We start from the raw sequence: 15,952 nt of genomic DNA, 5'->3' as shown, positions 1-15,952 counted from the left end.
ATTAACAGAAAAAATCATTTATTCTTGGTTAATAGACTATCTTTCTGAATCTTTATCTTTTCTCTATTAAAAATTATCTCTGGAACCTCTTCTATCAAATAGTCTTTTCCAACTGGAATGGGGTTATATTTAATGTTAATTAAACATTGAGGATATAATACTATATCAGTTTGAGTAATGTTCTCTTGTTCAATCCATTGTATCCTATTTCGATTTTTCTTCATATAATTCATTAATTTACTCTTTAGTTGACTAATTTTATATTCATTCTTATCATATATAATATAAATTCTAGTTTTATTAATAATTGATTGTAATGCTGAAATAACTTCATCATTTAACATCTTCGATAATTCTCCTGATGATATTACAACTTCAGATGGTTTAATATTTTTTAATGAAGTTAGAATATCGAAATACTCATTCTCTAATAAATATCTATCCGTAAAATAGTATTCTTCTATCTCTTCCTTACTTTTATTATCTAAAGTAGTATTATTCGATAAAACCTGCACTAACTTTTCAGTGTTTTCCTTTTTTTCACCATCTATACTAACTTGTATGTCTAAATATTTGCCACAATTAAAAGGAGGAACTAAAAAACTTCTTGCACCAGTGCAGTCATAAATTTGTCTTGCAAGAGTATTTCCATATATATTCTCTGGGTCATTTTCACATTCAAATAATAAATCATTATCTCTAATATTCTTATATATAAATGCTCTTTCTTCAATATAACATAATTTTTCATATTCTTTCCCAATTATCTGGTAAATTTCATTTCTGATACTATTATGTTGTTCTTTAACTTCGTAGTCTTCCTGCCTCTTTTGGTAATATTCATCAAAATCACTAAAATGACTAGTAATAAATTCATCAGTAATTTTTATTTTTTCGTCTAAACAAGGACACATATAATCAGGTTTTTTATATGTGCGATCTAAATCCTTAATTTCACCAGTAATAGCATTTATATAAATTCTATTTAATTCCTCTTTTTCAATAACAGTCCTTTTTAATTTATTCAATGATTCCTTTCCTTTAGGTGTTAAAGTAATTATGTTACTCTTGATGTATAATAAGTTGCTCCCTGACATCTCACCTACTACATCATTTAAAATTTCTTCTTCTACACCAATCAATTCTGAAATATTATGTATTTCATTATATTTACAGTCAACTAACTTCAATATTATTTCATAAAAAAATGGTAATGGTTGTTCTTTTCTAACCAATGTCTTAAGTCCTATTTCTTTATACGGTATATATAACTTTATCGATTTAATAAAGTTATAGCCACTTTTTATAGGAGGAATTAATCTATTTAAATCATAAGCAATATTCCACATATTTAAACCTCCCTCTTTCCGTCTGCATTTAAAGAAAGATAATCAATGATCCTGCAATGTTCCGGATTTTCCTTTATATATTTTATTATTAATGGAAACTTGTTGTCATTAATGCTTGTATCACTTAAAAACTCAGCATCTCCAATTATTATTAAAAGTCTTTTCGCTCGTGAAAATGCAACATTTAATCTTTCTTCGGATTTTAGAAATCCAATATTTTTGTGTTTATCACTGCTTCTGACAGTAGAATAAATTATTATATCCTTTTGACCGCCCTGAAAAGCATCAACTGAATTCACTACTACATTACTATTTATGTTATCATAGGTATTTTGTTGTATTTCATTACGAATTAAATTCTTTTGCCCACTGTATGGTGTGATAACCCCTACATCATACTCAGAACTATCTATACTGTTATTTATAAGTTTTAATTGTTCTTTTACAATATTTGCCTCTAGCATATTCCTATACGTAGTTGAAATATTCTCCTCAAATCTATCTGGTGACTTTGAGGTATCTAGCCAAACAATGGCTAAGTCCATATACTTCTTGATATTATGCTTTCTATCTTTTATGGAAACTCCATTTAAAATTTGATTATCATAAAAAAGTTGACTTATCATTGTTCCAATAGTGGGGTGCATTCTATATTGTGTATTTAACACTTGCTTATTTTCACTAGGAAGATGTTCAAATAGTTTCATAAATATACTATTATATAATGTATTAAAATCTAAGTTACTCTCAATAAATGTTTGCTTACTATTCTTTATTAGTTCTTCGTCCAATACTGGTGGAAGTTGCCTATGATCGCCAACCATTATAATTTTTTTTGCTCTAATGATGGATATTAATAATTCTGGAAATGTTGCTTTTGCTGCTTCATCGATTATTACATAGTCAAATACCATATCATTTATTACATAATTGGATATAACACCTGTACAAGTTCCTGAAACAATCTCAGCATTTTTTATAAAGTGCTGCTGAATATCCATTCTACCAACAATTCTATTTACCCAATCTTTTTGTATTTGAAGAGATTTAAAGTCCTTTGTCTCTAATAGTTCTTTATACTTTTCTTCGAAATATGTTATAAAAGACATAGCACTTTCATATAATTTTTCATCTTCTCCCTTAGAAAACTTAGTTTCCATAATCGCTTCACAATACTTATCGAACTCTTCCTTATCAATTTCTAAAGATGATAACAAATTTTTCGCAAAGTTATTACTACCGTCAATAATTCTATTAACCCATCTTGATTGTGCATAATCTACGGCATATTTCTCCCTAACAGTATCTGATAAATTTTCATCTCTTCCTATTCTAATAACTTTTATATTATCACTAGAAGTTTGATCTAAATCTTCAAGCATCTTGTCCACAGCAGCGTGTGCTTGAGATACTAGCAAAATTTTCTGTTTAAATATTTGCCCTTGGTTGTTCATTTCAAATATTTGTCTTAAAATCTCAATTATTACATTAGTTTTTCCTGTACCCGGTGGCCCTTGTATTAGTGATATATCTTGAGAATTTAACGCTTTAGTAACTGCTTTTTTCTGCGTTCCATCTAGTAATTCGTTAAAATAAACTCTTCCTGTAGGTGCATTAAAAAAACCTGCTGATTGTATGCCAGAAAAGATGCTTTTTAAATTTGAGGGACTTACATAGTCTTCATTATTAAAAGAATTTAAGGCCTTTTTTTCTCTATTAATCAAAGAAAGATTTCTTCTATAATCTTCACATATAACTCCACTTTTAGGTAACTTTGACTTCAACCCCGTATTTATATTATTTAGTTTTAAATAGAATTTTTCATTATCAATATAAATACTCTTTAGATTTCCTATCTCAACAACCTTATTTCTTTTGCCCTTCGTATTTTCATATATAAATGTAATTTCATCCTTATTTTCATCAAGTAAATAATAATCCTGTTCATTAATAGAAAAAACACAAACATTATCTTCTATTTTAAATGAATCATAGTTTACTCTAATAACATTCTTCTTATATTCTATTTCCATTATATCTAGTAATTTATGCCACGCGAAAAACTTCTTCGTGTATTCGTTATTTACATTAGAAGAAGATAAGAAGTCCTTTTTGCTATCTTTAGTACTAATTGTTAATTCAAAATTATTATTAGAAGGTATTCTTTTTCCACCCAAAATAAACTTAACATCCCCATTAACATACATTGCTTTTCTCTTAATTTGCTCTCTTTTATAAGGTTGTAACTTATCTACTTTAGTAATACGGAATATCTGGTTCTTATCATCATAATAACACTCAAAATAATAGTGAATACCATAAAGCGTATATAACTCCTCTATTTTATCTTCTTCATCATCATTTTCAATAAATATATAGGCTTCCAAAAAATCTTCATTAATGTAATTTTCTATAATATCAGCAAAATTATCACTATTAGGAACTAAAGAAAGATTTCTCATATGTACTATTTTACCTGAATCAATTGAAAAGATATAAGTTCTATTTTGCTTAGTAAATCTATTAAATAACTTTTTTAATTCCTTTCTAACTTCAAAAATATTATCGTATCTATCCTCAGGCGATAACTTTACCATTTTTTTGATTATTTCTTTAAATTCAATATCAATTCCACCAGTCTTTTCTAATTTTGTTTCAAACTCATTTGCTATTGGTGGCTCTTCTCCCGTAAATATAAAATATAATACTGCTCCTAATGAATATATATCACTCTTTTCTGTAGCATTCTCACTATGAGTATGAACTTCTGGGGCAGCATATTTATTGGTGGCAAACTGAAATAAGGTATCAGAGTTTACCATATCTTTTATTTTACTAATTCCAAAATCAATTAATTTAACTTGTTTATCTGGAGTAATCATTATGTTCTTAGGATTTATATCTCTATGTATTATATTATTTTCGTGTGCTGTCTGAATAGCACTTATCAATTGCTCTATAATTTTGACTTTTTCAATAGTATTTAATTCTAGAACATCAATTTTTTGCAGTTGTTCCCCTTCAATATACTCTAGAAATACTCGTCCGCATTTTCCATAATTATCATCATTATGAATATCATAATGTTCTAATCTGACGATATTACTACACGTTCTTAATTTAGTTAATGCCCCTACTTCTCTTTCAAAAATAACATTATGTAAAGGAGTATTAATTCCCTTAATTATTTTCATAGCATAATGTTTCTCTGTGGATATATCTTTAATCTCAGATACCTCTGAATAACTGTTATTTCCTGGCTTTAATATTCTTACAACTTCATATTTGCTTAGTACCATCCTACCCAACCCCTCCTTACTTCTTTTTTGCATTCATTCATACATCTTGTTCTAATAAAATGAAGAATTAATACCGACCAATACAACATAGTGATATCATAGTTATACTTTTATACTTGGTATCGACAAATCTATTACTATAATTATATATGATATTGTAAATTCTTGCCACAAAAAATAGAAGACTGACTAATATTAATCATCGTCTTCTATTTGATCTAAAATAATATTGTATTTCTTTCTAGTGGGTGAGTGTTCATTTACAAAAATAAAATGCACTAGATTATTTCCAAGTCTGACGCTTTGTTTTATTAATCTTACTCTCTAATTTCTCTTAACATTATTTTTTCTCGGTAAATTCTCTAATGACTTCTTGAAACCTAAATATATCCAAAATATCATAGTTTTTCAGTGTTATATTAATTCCATACTCTGGAGCACTTTTTTGCCCGGGTTTATCATAGTTTCTATCAACAAATACTTCATTAGGTTTTTCCCATACCCCTGATGGAATTATAAACATATCAGGACTTTTTCCATTTTCAAATAACAATAATGTAAGGTACAAATTGTTATTACTTATATCAAACTTGCTCTTTTGAACAAAAACATACCCTTTATTTCTTAAAGATTTTACTTGTATTTCACAAAAACGACCATTTTTATCTTTTACAATAAAATCTACTCCGTGATCATCTACCTCAGATGAATATATCTCTAGACCATAAGAAGCAAATTCCATTTTTGCATAATATTCAGCATATCGCCCTAATTGCAATGTGTTTAATAAAGACCAATCAGTATTTGGCATATATCTACCTCCATTATAAAATCTAAACTTCTAGCCCTAGAAATATTACATCTATAATTATTATAAAAAGAAATTCTGCAAACTTTCATCGATTTCCTCTTGTGATAATCCAATATACCTTTTAGTTACCTCCTGAGAACCATGGTTGAAAATCTGCATTAATTTTGCAATATCTTTTGTTTGTTGATAGTAAAAATAGCCAAATGATTTTCTAAACGAATGCATTCCAAAGTTCTCTATTCCTAATTTCTCTGCTACATTTTTAATATACCTATAGGCCTGTACTCTAGTAATATGTGATTTTACCCCATTCGCATTTTTTTGCCTGCTGGGAAATAAGTAATTTTCTTCTTGCATTCCAACAATGTAACTATTAATTTCCTGTCTTAACTGTTCATTGATTGGGAACAACTTTGTTTTATTTGTCTTTTCTTCCCTAATAACAATATGAGTTTTATTTTTTACATCTGAAACTTTTAGAGAAATTATGTCTCCGATACGCATTCCTGTGTTAAATGCCATAATACAAAGCATATAATACTTATAATTGCGCTTCAGCAGTTCTCTTTTGAGTTCAATAATCTTATCCATATCTTTTATTGGTTGAACTAATTCTATGGTAAACACTCCCTCCGGAAATTTTTTCTAGTCTCATTATATCACGCTTACTGTTATATAGCAGCCCAATATGTTACACTAATAAGACATAAATTATGGCATTATTAAAGGAATGTTTATTTTCCAAGGCTTTCAGCCATTTTGTGAGATTAACTCTTTTTTAATTGTGTTACACTCGAATAGAAAATTATTTAAATACAAAAGTCAGGATTATCACCTGACTCTTATAAATTTTATCAAATGGAAGGGTATCTACTTCTTAGTAAACAACTTCAGGTTGAATATGAAATTCTTTTTCATTACCTTGAACTTTTAAATAACTTGGCCAAACATAAAACTTCCAGTGTTTACCTTCTCTTGGGTTCTCAAGTATCATCTCTGGTTCCATTAACCTTCTAAGATCTTTAAAGTTAATATAATATACTTTTCCCCCTTCTAACCGAACTGCAAGTATCGAAATGTCTGAATCATCTAGAAGTTCGACTTGTTTAGTTGTGAGATCAAACCAGCCTTTACCTTGAGGATGTAACTTTGAAGATGGAGTACAAAGAACTAATTTCTTGTTATTGCTCACTCCTTCAAACATAATTCGTTTCCCTTTAATAGTTGTTAGCGAGCAATTATAATTTTCTCTGATTGTTTTGAGCACAATTTGCAAATTTGGAATCGACATCCTTTCTCCCCCCTTATAAATGATATTTTCTTTATAATACCATATTATGGTGTAATCTGTTTTAGCAATTCTATGGCTAACAACTGCTGCTAATCAATAGCGATAAAACTGTGTTAACTACATTGAAACTTCTATCATTAACAGATGTTTTATTACTAAATAACACTCCATAAATTATGTCTTCAAATAATACTGCAATTTCCTCTTAAACTATGTTGATATTTTGTATTAATCATCTCTTGATCCTCGGGTAAAAGCGGACAACGGCAGCATAATTTATATTATGTTGAAATATTTATTATCAAGATTAAATTATTATATAGCATAATAAAAGCCGGTATACCCGGCTATTGTATTGCGTAACTCCTTTAATTTTAATATAACTATCAACCCATATTTGTTATTGATTATTTAACAGTCCTTCAAATTGTTCAATAATCTTCTCCACAAGATATTTCCTTGAATCAAGACTATTCACCATTGCAAGACCATTTCTGCCCCTTTTTGTAACCTTACCAAACCATAATTCTGAATCCTTGTTTAAGTCCAATTGATTAATCAATGATATATATTGCTCCCAATTATCTCTTCCTCTAATTGCCTTACTTATGGCAATATATCCATAAAACATAATATTTTCTGTCTTTATAGAAGTTTCCTTACTTTGTTGACGTCTTTCATAATCAATAAGTTCTGGCACTTCATTAAACAACTCATTAAAGAATTGACACAAATATTGTCCTAATGATTCTGCTTGAGCGCTGGTCATATCCTTGTAAACCATCTTTATTGCGTTTACCAAAGTTGCAAATGTTACTACATTCCTTTTCTCACTTTTTATAATAGAATTCCTAACAATTTCTACTCTTCCAGCCAAATCACTATTTCTCATAAGTTTTCTTACTATTTCATTAGAATGATCAGATGTATTAAAATATTCTGTTCTACTTGAACTTATTTTTAAACCCTGTGAAAACTGATGAAACTGTTGTTGTGCTGTTTTGGTATCATAATGTGTGATCTTTACAGGAAAATTAAATTCCGTTAAAGGTATACTAGTAATTCCTTCTTCGTTTGAATCATTTAACATTTTCAATGCCCTTATCCTATGTTGACCATCCGCTATATCTATTTTGCCATAAGTAGTAAATGCGTTAAATTCATTGGTTTCGTCATAAAATACATCCGAAAAACTACTATTACCATCGTCTAATAGATTTAAAGTAATTAAATCCTCGAAGTAGTTTCCTGCAACCATTGCTGCATATATCTTTTTTACATTTGTCTTACTATATACAGCCTCTTCTATTTCTTCATTATTCTTTACTTTTATACGACTACCTCTTTGTATCTCAGGATTGTAGGCTATAATTCCATCTTCCCATAAATTAACCAACTGTGCCCCATCTAGCATAGTCAAATAGGCATTATCCTTTAGTCTTGCTAAAAAATCAAATGTAAATTCCATCATTTGCTTAACACCCCCCCTCACTCTTTAACTCCTAGTGCTTATATAATTATATCGGAAGGTTTTATGTTCCGTAAAGTATTAAATATCTACAATCGATATTATTCTATTTTAATAAAACTAAATATTATTCTAACTTTATTATCAATATATAAAGAATATAAAAAACTGATAATCCGATATCTATGAACCTCATAAAAACACTGCAGTGTATATAAAGTTCAGTAAATTTCAAACTACCAGTTCACTGATATATAGTAAACTATAAATAAATTATTTTTCATATGTTGTGTATTATATATTATTATTTTTTAGATACTTTATAATTAATTCATCTAATTTTTTGCTTATTTCCAATACTTCTTCATTGATAATTTTCTGATTTTTACTAACCACGATCCTATTTAATTCATTTCTAATATTTTCAATTTCTTTTCTTAAATTATTATTTGCAATTTCTTTTTGGTTTTTTGCCTTTTTTTCTATATATAAATCTTTGTCTGCCATATTAAAGAGGTCTTTAATATTTTTTAAAGAAGTATGATGGGCAACTCCTGCACTGATTTCAATACTCAGGCAATGCTTTGCTGCTAATTTACTGATTTCGCTTCTAATTCTTTCTATTACTTTATAGGCTGCCTTTTTATCTTGATTAAAAAGTAAGATTGTAAATTCATCTCCTCCGTACCTTAATCCTACATCATCTTTCCTTATACAATTTTTAATCCCTTGGCCTACAATCTCGATAACTTTGTCCCCTACTGTATGTCCGTATATATCATTTATTTCTTTTAAATTATCTACATCAATAATTATCAATGTATAGTTTTTAGTTGCAGAATTAAGGGTTTCGCCATTGATAATTTGCTCCCAGTAGTTACGATTGTATAGTCCCGTAACTTTATCTATAACAACCTTACTACAGTCTTCACACTTATTATATTCTGCTACAGCCGTTATTAAATAATACTTATTATCAGCGATATTAACCTCATCAATGGTTACAAAATACTCTCTCAAATTATATTGAACAGGCAAAACATCAGATAGTTTTTCTAAAATCTTCAGTTTTTGAAGATATGCTCTTACCTTTTGATCGTCTAGGTTAGTATATTTAATATTTTTTTCATTATCTAATACAATACGAATTACCTCTTTATGTTTACACATAATAATTAGCCTCCAAATCTTCTACTTGTCCTAAATTAGAACAAAGGATGGTATGTTCTGGAATTAATATAAGATTTATAGGATTGGATATTGCAGGCTCTAGAGTTTAAATTAGAAGGTTTAAAACATTTTTTAAAAATAACCTTACTCAGAAAGAATCGTCCGCAAAACCTTAAACTGTGGCTGTCCAATAAAAACTAATATAATGTATTTAAAATCATTAGAGTAAGGTAATACAACTGCTTTACTCTTATAAATGCAAAATAACTAGATTTATACCATTATAACATCAATGCCTTGATGTACCCACTTAATATAATTAATTTATTTTAATAGATTGAATTTTAAAATTTTTATTTTCAAAAACTAATGTATCTTCATCTACTATTTCAAATTCAAATATAATAGAGGTTGTCCCCTCTCTTACTAATTTAATTACATTATCTTCTGTGACTTCATATTCAAAAGGAAATGCTCCCATATTCACTGTTTTATTATCTACAAATTTGATCTTGTCGCCTTCACTAAAAAGAATACTATAACCTGTAGAATAAATGTCATTAGATATTTCCTCTGCCTTTGTAATTTCCCACTCACCTTCAAGGTTAGTAGAGACATCACTATTAGAACATCCTACCCCTAGAACTAATAGCATTCCAATAACTACTACCACAAATATTGTAGTCTTCGCTTTTAATTTCATCACTTTATACTCCATATTAATACCTCCTAAAATTGTAAAATTTGTTGAAACTTATTTAATATTGGTTGTCTCATTACTTTTATGTATTTTTACATTGCCAAGATTTACACCCTTGCTTAATAGAGCATTCATTAATTCTTTTTTATTTTCATAACTAATATTTTCAGCATTATTCACTAATGTGAAACCTGCTCTAAGCGTATTCCATAGGTCTGGAAAATTTAGCATTTTCATTTTTCTTACCAATTTAATAAAGTTCTGAACTTGCTCCTCAGTAACACCAGTTCCTAACTCACGTACCATTGATTTAACCTTAAAAAAATATGACCATAATGAAATGCCTTTTACAATTCCAATTATGAAGATAACCATAAAGATTTGATAAAAGAACATTAAAATACACCTCCAGATTAATAATTTATTATTTTTTAATGAAGTTATTTATACAGGTATAGAACTCATACTGTAATGATATACTACCAAGTCTAACTATGATTTTTAAGGTCACCTCCTGAATTGTATGTTTGATTTTTGTTAGGTAATATAAAATCATTTTTATAAATTCCATTTATCTAGATAATTACTTCATTTAACTATCATCAAGTTTTAAAATATTTTTGATATCTTCAATATACATATTCCCTGATCGCTCACCATATAAAATCATACTAAGATAAACATCAGAAGTACCTATTTTATTAGCCAACTCTTTCTGGGTCATATTCAAATCTGCAAGTCTATTCTTAACTTTTAATCCAAAAGGGGTTAGTTTTCTTTTCTTCATCCCAATCCACCACCCTTCAATAAATATTTATTCTCTTTTATCCGAAACTTTGGTACAATATCAGTATTAATGATTAATAATTAATCTTTTAATTATTATAATATATCGGATATCAGAGATTGTCAATACTATTTAATTGATATCTTCGGATATCAGAGATTTTGGAGGTGAATATTTTGGATACCATTGGAAAAAGAATCCGGTATGCAAGAAAAACTAAGAAATTATCTTTATCAGATGTAAAAGAAAAAACAGGAATATCTACAGGAAATTTAAGCGAACTTGAAAATGACAAATTTGCACCCTCTGCTAGTTCCCTTATAGCCTTTAAACAATTATTTAATGTGTCTATTGATTGGCTTCTAACTGGAGAGTCACCTATGGCACCAAATTCTAATGAAGTTATTAAGGAATCTCAGAAACCGTTGGAATTAAGTGATGAAGAAAAAAATCTAATAACGGCTTACAGAACTTTAGATAAGGAAGCAAAGCGAAATATACAAGGATATATAAATGTTGTTTTGAATCAAAACCTTAATATCTAGATAATAAAGATAATTAAAGAAGGTTTTATTTTTAGTCCAAAATGATTAATTTTTAATCATAATTTAAGTAATCTTACGTTATAGCAAACTAATTATTTATTCTTTAACTAATAAATTAGGCTAAATTAATACTACATAAACGACAAATACTCATAAAAATGGCTTACTACTAGAGTTAAATCCATTTTTATGAGTATTACTTTATCTGTATTATTTTTTATTTTTATTGCTATTGTAACTACAATGATACTTAAACCAACTGTAAATAATCCTACATACATAAATAATTGAAATGGACCCCCACCAAAATAACAAAATGGATATGGACCATTTATAATCCAAATATATCTACCATAATTACTATGTATAAACCAATATAATAAAACTGGGCTAATTATGAAAATAATTCCTAATACTAATAATAGATGCCCTAGAAATTCTTTTTATAAGTATTTTTTCATCTGCCCGACTCCCCCTTATTTGATTCACATTTCCTATTGGTATTTCTAGTTTATTCATAAACTACATTTAACTTAAATTTATAGCAGCAGTTCCTTCTACTTATTATATTATATATCCAATGCAGCACCCTCTTCTCTTAACCAATTCTTACGTTCAAGATAATCTGGGAGTACCTTATCCACTACGTTCCAAAAACTCTCGGTATGATTTGGATATAGGAAATGGACCAGTTCGTGTACCACCACATAATCTATAATCGTCATTGGGGCCATCATTAACTTCCAATGGAAATTAAGAATGTCATTATTTGAGTAGGATGCCCACCTGTATTTTAATTCCATTACCCTTATCCCCTGTGGTTTCACACCAATCATATCTTTATAGTGATCAACTCTATCCTTTAGTTTCATTGTTCCCTTTGTTCTGTAAAATTCTTTAAAATGTTCAGCAGCAAAGGGGATATCTTTCTTCCTCAAACAAAAGTATCCTTGATATAGTTTTAGAGGTTCATCCTGCTCATCAACTAACTTTAGCCTGTATGACCTGCCGAGATATAAGAATCCTTCACCATTAACAAACTGCCTTTTAACCTTTGCGGAATTAAGATATTTCCATTCCTCTTGTTTTGAGTAAATCCAATACCTTTTTTCTTCTAATACTTTTTCAATCTCCTCCATATTCAAATGTTCTGGTGCAAGAACCGTAACACTCCCATCCCGTTCAATATAAATACTTAAAGTCTTGCGTTTGCTTTGCCTTAATTCATAGTGTATGTCTTCACACTGTGCCATTACTTCACCAACTCACTATGTTTTCTCTTTGCTAACTCCATAAAATCACAAGTGATTTGCTCTTTTACTTCTATTACTTCATCTATATTAGAAAATAATAGCATATCGTCTATTTCTGCCTTTAACATATCCTGCTCATACCCTTTATGCCAAAAATCAATAATTTTAATGGTTCGTCTTATAAGCGCAACAATATCTTTAACTACAATTTTTAATTGCTCTTTAATTTCTTCTGTAACTTTATCCTTTTCTTTGAACGCCTTAATAAGTAGCAGGTCATAAAAAGGTGCTTCCAATTGAGGGTCAAGACCTTCTGTTTCCTTATCTGTTCCCCTTCCTTCTCTTATTTCTTCAAATAGAATCATTAATTGGTTATATCTTTCTTCTAAATCATCCTTATAAGCATTGATAATCTTTTGCAACTTCTCGCTAAATCTCTCGTATAATATTGGGTCAGATTCAAAGTTGACTTTACAATGCTTTCTTATGGCGTGTTCCATTTCACTTGCCTTTGCCTTAGTAGAGTGACTCTTATTTAAAGCATCTTTAAAATCCTTTGAAAGTAACTCAACCGGAGGAACTTTTGGATCAACTCCTAAGGATATTAAATGTTCATTGATCAATTTTTTGACTTTCTTACCAACACCTGCAATATTAAAGGAATTATCTTTATATCTATGTCGTGTCTTATTATGTATATGTCCAAATGCCTTCATAGGCCCAACATAATTGTTGGCAGCAGGATTTGGAAGTATAATATCCATACTTTGTAGAAACTTCTTGTAATGAACATCAAAACTAGCCCTTATATGGATATCGGCAAGTAAATCTATACAGACTTCTAATATTTGGTATTGCTCTGCTGGGTCAGTAATCTCATATTCTACATATTCTTGTATTCTATCTATTCCTCTTGATTTAAATAAATCTAATAACCTGTAATATCTGTCCCTTAATATTGGAATTTCTGTATTTATATCTTGCATTGAACCAATAGTATCTTCATAATCTCCACCGCCATAAATCTTCAAAGCCTCGTGGAGATGATTCCCAATTCCTATATAATCAACAATATAACCCCTACTTTTTCCTGATGCATTCCTATTAACCCTTGCGATAGCCTGTAATAGGTTGTGCTCTACCATCTTTTTATCTATATACATTACTTGTTCGATAGGAGCATCAAATCCTGTTAACAACATATCGCATACAATTATAAAAGCAATGCCGGTATTCTTCTTATCTGGATCATCATAATCAAACTTTTTTTTGAAGTTATCTATGGCATTCACTTCTCTAGCATTTTTTCTAACCCTTGTAATTTGTGGGTCTTCATTAGTGCCGTCTGAAGAAACGACAACAGCAGTTTTAATGAACTTCAGTTGCTTTAAAAGTTCTAAGTCAACAGAACTTTTTGCTTCTTCCTCAGCGACTCGTTCTTGCAATGCTTTTTCGATAGCCTTCTGATAGCGAACCGCAGCCAGTTTTGAACTTGTAACAACTTGAGCCTTAAATCCATTAGGCAGGATATTGTCTATATAATGTTTTACAATATCTTTTGCAATTGCTTCAATTCTTTTTTCTGCCTCTAAAATATCTCCTAATGTACCATACTTTTTCTTGATCAAAAGTATTTCCTGTTCAGTTCTTTCTCTAAATAAATCTTCAAACTTGTTGTCAAACTCTGCTCTTTCATTTATAGCAGTATCTACAGTCTTACCTTCATACAGAATCTGTACTGTAGCGCCATCGTTTACGGCATCCTGCAATTTATAAGTATCTATGTAAGAACCAAAAGTCTCGTGAGTTTTCTTCTTATGTCTTTCAGTTATGAGTGGGGTACCTGTAAAAGCAATTCTTGATGCATTTGGGAAGGCTCTAAATACATTCATTCCTAGTGTGCTTGATTGGGTTCTATGAGCCTCATCAACAAGAATAAGTATTTTCTCTGAAGTATTAATCTCTTCAAATGTAGTGTATTGTGGTAGCATACTTTCTTCTGCTACTTTCAAAGCATTTACTAGGACATCAGGTTTTATATAATTATCTCTTCCAAGAAATTTATGGACCATAACCATTAAAAGATTTGAAGTTTGTGTTGCCCCTTTAGACTTTAATTCATCAGTGTTTTCTGCATAATCCACCGTCTCACCCGTTAAAGTCATAGTCCCACCTAATTGCTCTTCAAGGTCTGTGCGATCATTAATTACAACCACCTTATACTCTTTTAGTTCATCAATAGAGCGAATTTTCCTTACCAAAAACACCATAGTTAAAGATTTCCCCGAACCCTGTGTATGCCAAATAACTCCTGAACGCTGGAACGGATCATCTCCCCTTAGCAATCTCTCAATTGCTTTGTACACAGCCCTGTACTGTTGATAACGACAGGTGACTTTGATTGTCGTGTCATTGGTCTGCATAAATACTGTAAAATGTTTTATTATATCTAAGAAAGTCTCTGGTGCCAACATTCCCTGAATGAGTTTTTCCTGTGAACGAACTTCTCCTAAAGGAGGTTCAAACTCCTTGTATTTCAAAGGGTAAATATCTTTCCATTCCAAATAATGTTCATAAGACGCACTAATAGTTCCAAATCTAGCCTCATCTCCATAGGTAGATATCATCAATTGATTAAAATGGAATAATTTTTCTTCTCCTTCCTTTTCAACGATGCCTTCACTCTCAAGCCTTTGGTTACTATATCTTAATAACTGCCTTATTCCCTCTTCCATAGGATTAGAAGTATGTTCATTAGTATATTTGCATTCAACTACTCCTAAAGGAATTCCGTTTACAAACAAAACTATGTCAGGGATAATGAAGTTTTTAGCAGTTCCTGTTGTATCAATGCGAAATTGGTTAATAGCAAGAAAATCATTATTCTCTGGCTCTTTAAAGTCAATAAATTTTATTGATGGATACTCTTCCCCAGTGATTTCATTACGATCAACAGTTGTCCGTTCTTTACCTATCAGCAGTTCAAAAACTTCTTTATTAGCCTCAAGTAATTCCTTATGTGAATGTTCTGAAAGGACTGTATATAACTCTTCTAATTGTGAATCATTAAGCCATTCAATTCCAGAATCTGTAGCATTTATCTTTTTAAGACTAGTCTTAAATGTATCTTTAAGCATAACTTCTTTAAAATCATTTCGTAAACTTACGGTTGGGTCGGTAGGAATAACTCCATTAGGATGTTCAATAATATCCCAACCTAAATTATGAAGTTGAGTTAAAAATGGCTTTTCAACAAAAGTATACTCACTCATTTCAATC

The 15,952-nt window shown here is 29.7% G+C and carries 13 protein-coding genes; 1 reads left to right on the top strand and 12 read right to left on the bottom strand.

Annotated elements, in window-relative coordinates; genetic code table 11:
- Window positions 1–14 precede the first annotated feature (14 nt).
- From RDK80_RS06200 to RDK80_RS06155, 10 genes are all read right to left on the bottom strand, one after another.
- Window positions 15–1,349 carry a hypothetical protein gene (locus RDK80_RS06200; RefSeq protein ID WP_308523779.1) on the bottom strand — a complete coding sequence of 445 codons (1,335 nt, stop codon included), beginning with the start codon at window positions 1,347–1,349 and terminating at the stop codon, window positions 15–17.
- A gap of 2 nt (window positions 1,350–1,351) precedes the next feature.
- Window positions 1,352–4,648 carry an AAA domain-containing protein gene (locus RDK80_RS06195; RefSeq protein WP_308523778.1) on the bottom strand — a complete coding sequence of 1,099 codons (3,297 nt, stop codon included), beginning with the start codon at window positions 4,646–4,648 and terminating at the stop codon, window positions 1,352–1,354.
- A 340-nt stretch (window positions 4,649–4,988) separates the two neighbouring features.
- Window positions 4,989–5,459 (bottom strand): hypothetical protein, encoded by a 471-nt coding sequence (locus tag RDK80_RS06190; RefSeq protein ID WP_308523777.1) that lies wholly within the window; start codon window positions 5,457–5,459, stop codon window positions 4,989–4,991.
- 60 nt (window positions 5,460–5,519) lie between these two features.
- Window positions 5,520–6,086 (bottom strand): site-specific integrase, encoded by a 567-nt coding sequence (locus tag RDK80_RS06185; protein WP_308523776.1) that lies wholly within the window; start codon window positions 6,084–6,086, stop codon window positions 5,520–5,522.
- Window positions 6,087–6,336: 250 nt separating this feature from the next.
- Complete coding sequence (locus tag RDK80_RS06180) at window positions 6,337–6,750, bottom strand: hypothetical protein (protein WP_308523775.1); 414 nt, start codon at window positions 6,748–6,750, stop codon at window positions 6,337–6,339.
- Between the two features lie 400 nt (window positions 6,751–7,150).
- The gene (locus RDK80_RS06175) at window positions 7,151–8,221 is read right to left on the bottom strand and encodes a DNA sulfur modification protein DndB (RefSeq protein ID WP_308523774.1); all 1,071 of its coding nucleotides are present in this window, start codon (window positions 8,219–8,221) and stop codon (window positions 7,151–7,153) included.
- A 291-nt stretch (window positions 8,222–8,512) separates the two neighbouring features.
- Window positions 8,513–9,388, bottom strand: coding sequence for a diguanylate cyclase (locus RDK80_RS06170; RefSeq protein WP_308523773.1), 876 nt, complete (start codon window positions 9,386–9,388; stop codon window positions 8,513–8,515).
- A 319-nt stretch (window positions 9,389–9,707) separates the two neighbouring features.
- The gene (locus RDK80_RS06165) at window positions 9,708–10,106 is read right to left on the bottom strand and encodes a hypothetical protein (RefSeq protein ID WP_308523772.1); all 399 of its coding nucleotides are present in this window, start codon (window positions 10,104–10,106) and stop codon (window positions 9,708–9,710) included.
- Between the two features lie 36 nt (window positions 10,107–10,142).
- Window positions 10,143–10,484 carry a hypothetical protein gene (locus RDK80_RS06160; protein ID WP_308523771.1) on the bottom strand — a complete coding sequence of 114 codons (342 nt, stop codon included), beginning with the start codon at window positions 10,482–10,484 and terminating at the stop codon, window positions 10,143–10,145.
- Window positions 10,485–10,680: 196 nt separating this feature from the next.
- Window positions 10,681–10,875, bottom strand: a complete 195-nt coding sequence (locus tag RDK80_RS06155) for a helix-turn-helix transcriptional regulator (RefSeq protein WP_308523770.1) — start codon at window positions 10,873–10,875, stop codon at window positions 10,681–10,683.
- 176 nt (window positions 10,876–11,051) lie between these two features.
- Between RDK80_RS06155 and RDK80_RS06150 the strand changes: the two genes are divergently transcribed.
- Window positions 11,052–11,420, top strand: a complete 369-nt coding sequence (locus RDK80_RS06150; protein ID WP_308523769.1) for a helix-turn-helix transcriptional regulator — start codon at window positions 11,052–11,054, stop codon at window positions 11,418–11,420.
- 569 nt (window positions 11,421–11,989) lie between these two features.
- On the opposite strand, the gene RDK80_RS06145 is transcribed toward RDK80_RS06150, so the two are convergent.
- Together RDK80_RS06145 and RDK80_RS06140 are read right to left on the bottom strand one after the other, a co-directional pair.
- Window positions 11,990–12,673: a SprT family zinc-dependent metalloprotease gene (locus tag RDK80_RS06145; protein ID WP_308523768.1), complete on the bottom strand. Its 684-nt coding sequence runs from the start codon at window positions 12,671–12,673 to the stop codon at window positions 11,990–11,992.
- The gene (locus tag RDK80_RS06140; protein WP_308523767.1) at window positions 12,673–15,945 is read right to left on the bottom strand and encodes an HsdR family type I site-specific deoxyribonuclease; all 3,273 of its coding nucleotides are present in this window, start codon (window positions 15,943–15,945) and stop codon (window positions 12,673–12,675) included. Before RDK80_RS06140 ends, RDK80_RS06145 begins: the two co-directional genes overlap by 1 nt.
- Window positions 15,946–15,952 lie beyond the last annotated feature (7 nt).

The organism is uncultured Tissierella sp. (assembly GCF_902479755.1).
Taxonomy (GTDB): domain Bacteria; phylum Bacillota; class Clostridia; order Tissierellales; family Tissierellaceae; genus Tissierella; species Tissierella carlieri.
Note: the sequence above shows the minus strand (reverse complement) of the source record. Positions and strands in the feature narration are given on the sequence as shown.

Coding starts and splice junctions, on each gene's coding strand:
- RDK80_RS06175 (WP_308523774.1), bottom strand. CDS start 8,221: ATGATGGAATTTACATTTGATTTTTTAGCAAGACTAAAGGATAATGCC.
- RDK80_RS06160 (WP_308523771.1), bottom strand. CDS start 10,484: ATGTTCTTTTATCAAATCTTTATGGTTATCTTCATAATTGGAATTGTA.
- RDK80_RS06200 (WP_308523779.1), bottom strand. CDS start 1,349: ATGTGGAATATTGCTTATGATTTAAATAGATTAATTCCTCCTATAAAA.
- RDK80_RS06145 (WP_308523768.1), bottom strand. CDS start 12,673: ATGGCACAGTGTGAAGACATACACTATGAATTAAGGCAAAGCAAACGC.
- RDK80_RS06140 (WP_308523767.1), bottom strand. CDS start 15,945: ATGAGTGAGTATACTTTTGTTGAAAAGCCATTTTTAACTCAACTTCAT.
- RDK80_RS06195 (WP_308523778.1), bottom strand. CDS start 4,648: ATGGTACTAAGCAAATATGAAGTTGTAAGAATATTAAAGCCAGGAAAT.
- RDK80_RS06180 (WP_308523775.1), bottom strand. CDS start 6,750: ATGTCGATTCCAAATTTGCAAATTGTGCTCAAAACAATCAGAGAAAAT.
- RDK80_RS06190 (WP_308523777.1), bottom strand. CDS start 5,459: ATGCCAAATACTGATTGGTCTTTATTAAACACATTGCAATTAGGGCGA.
- RDK80_RS06170 (WP_308523773.1), bottom strand. CDS start 9,388: ATGTGTAAACATAAAGAGGTAATTCGTATTGTATTAGATAATGAAAAA.
- RDK80_RS06155 (WP_308523770.1), bottom strand. CDS start 10,875: ATGAAGAAAAGAAAACTAACCCCTTTTGGATTAAAAGTTAAGAATAGA.
- RDK80_RS06165 (WP_308523772.1), bottom strand. CDS start 10,106: ATGGAGTATAAAGTGATGAAATTAAAAGCGAAGACTACAATATTTGTG.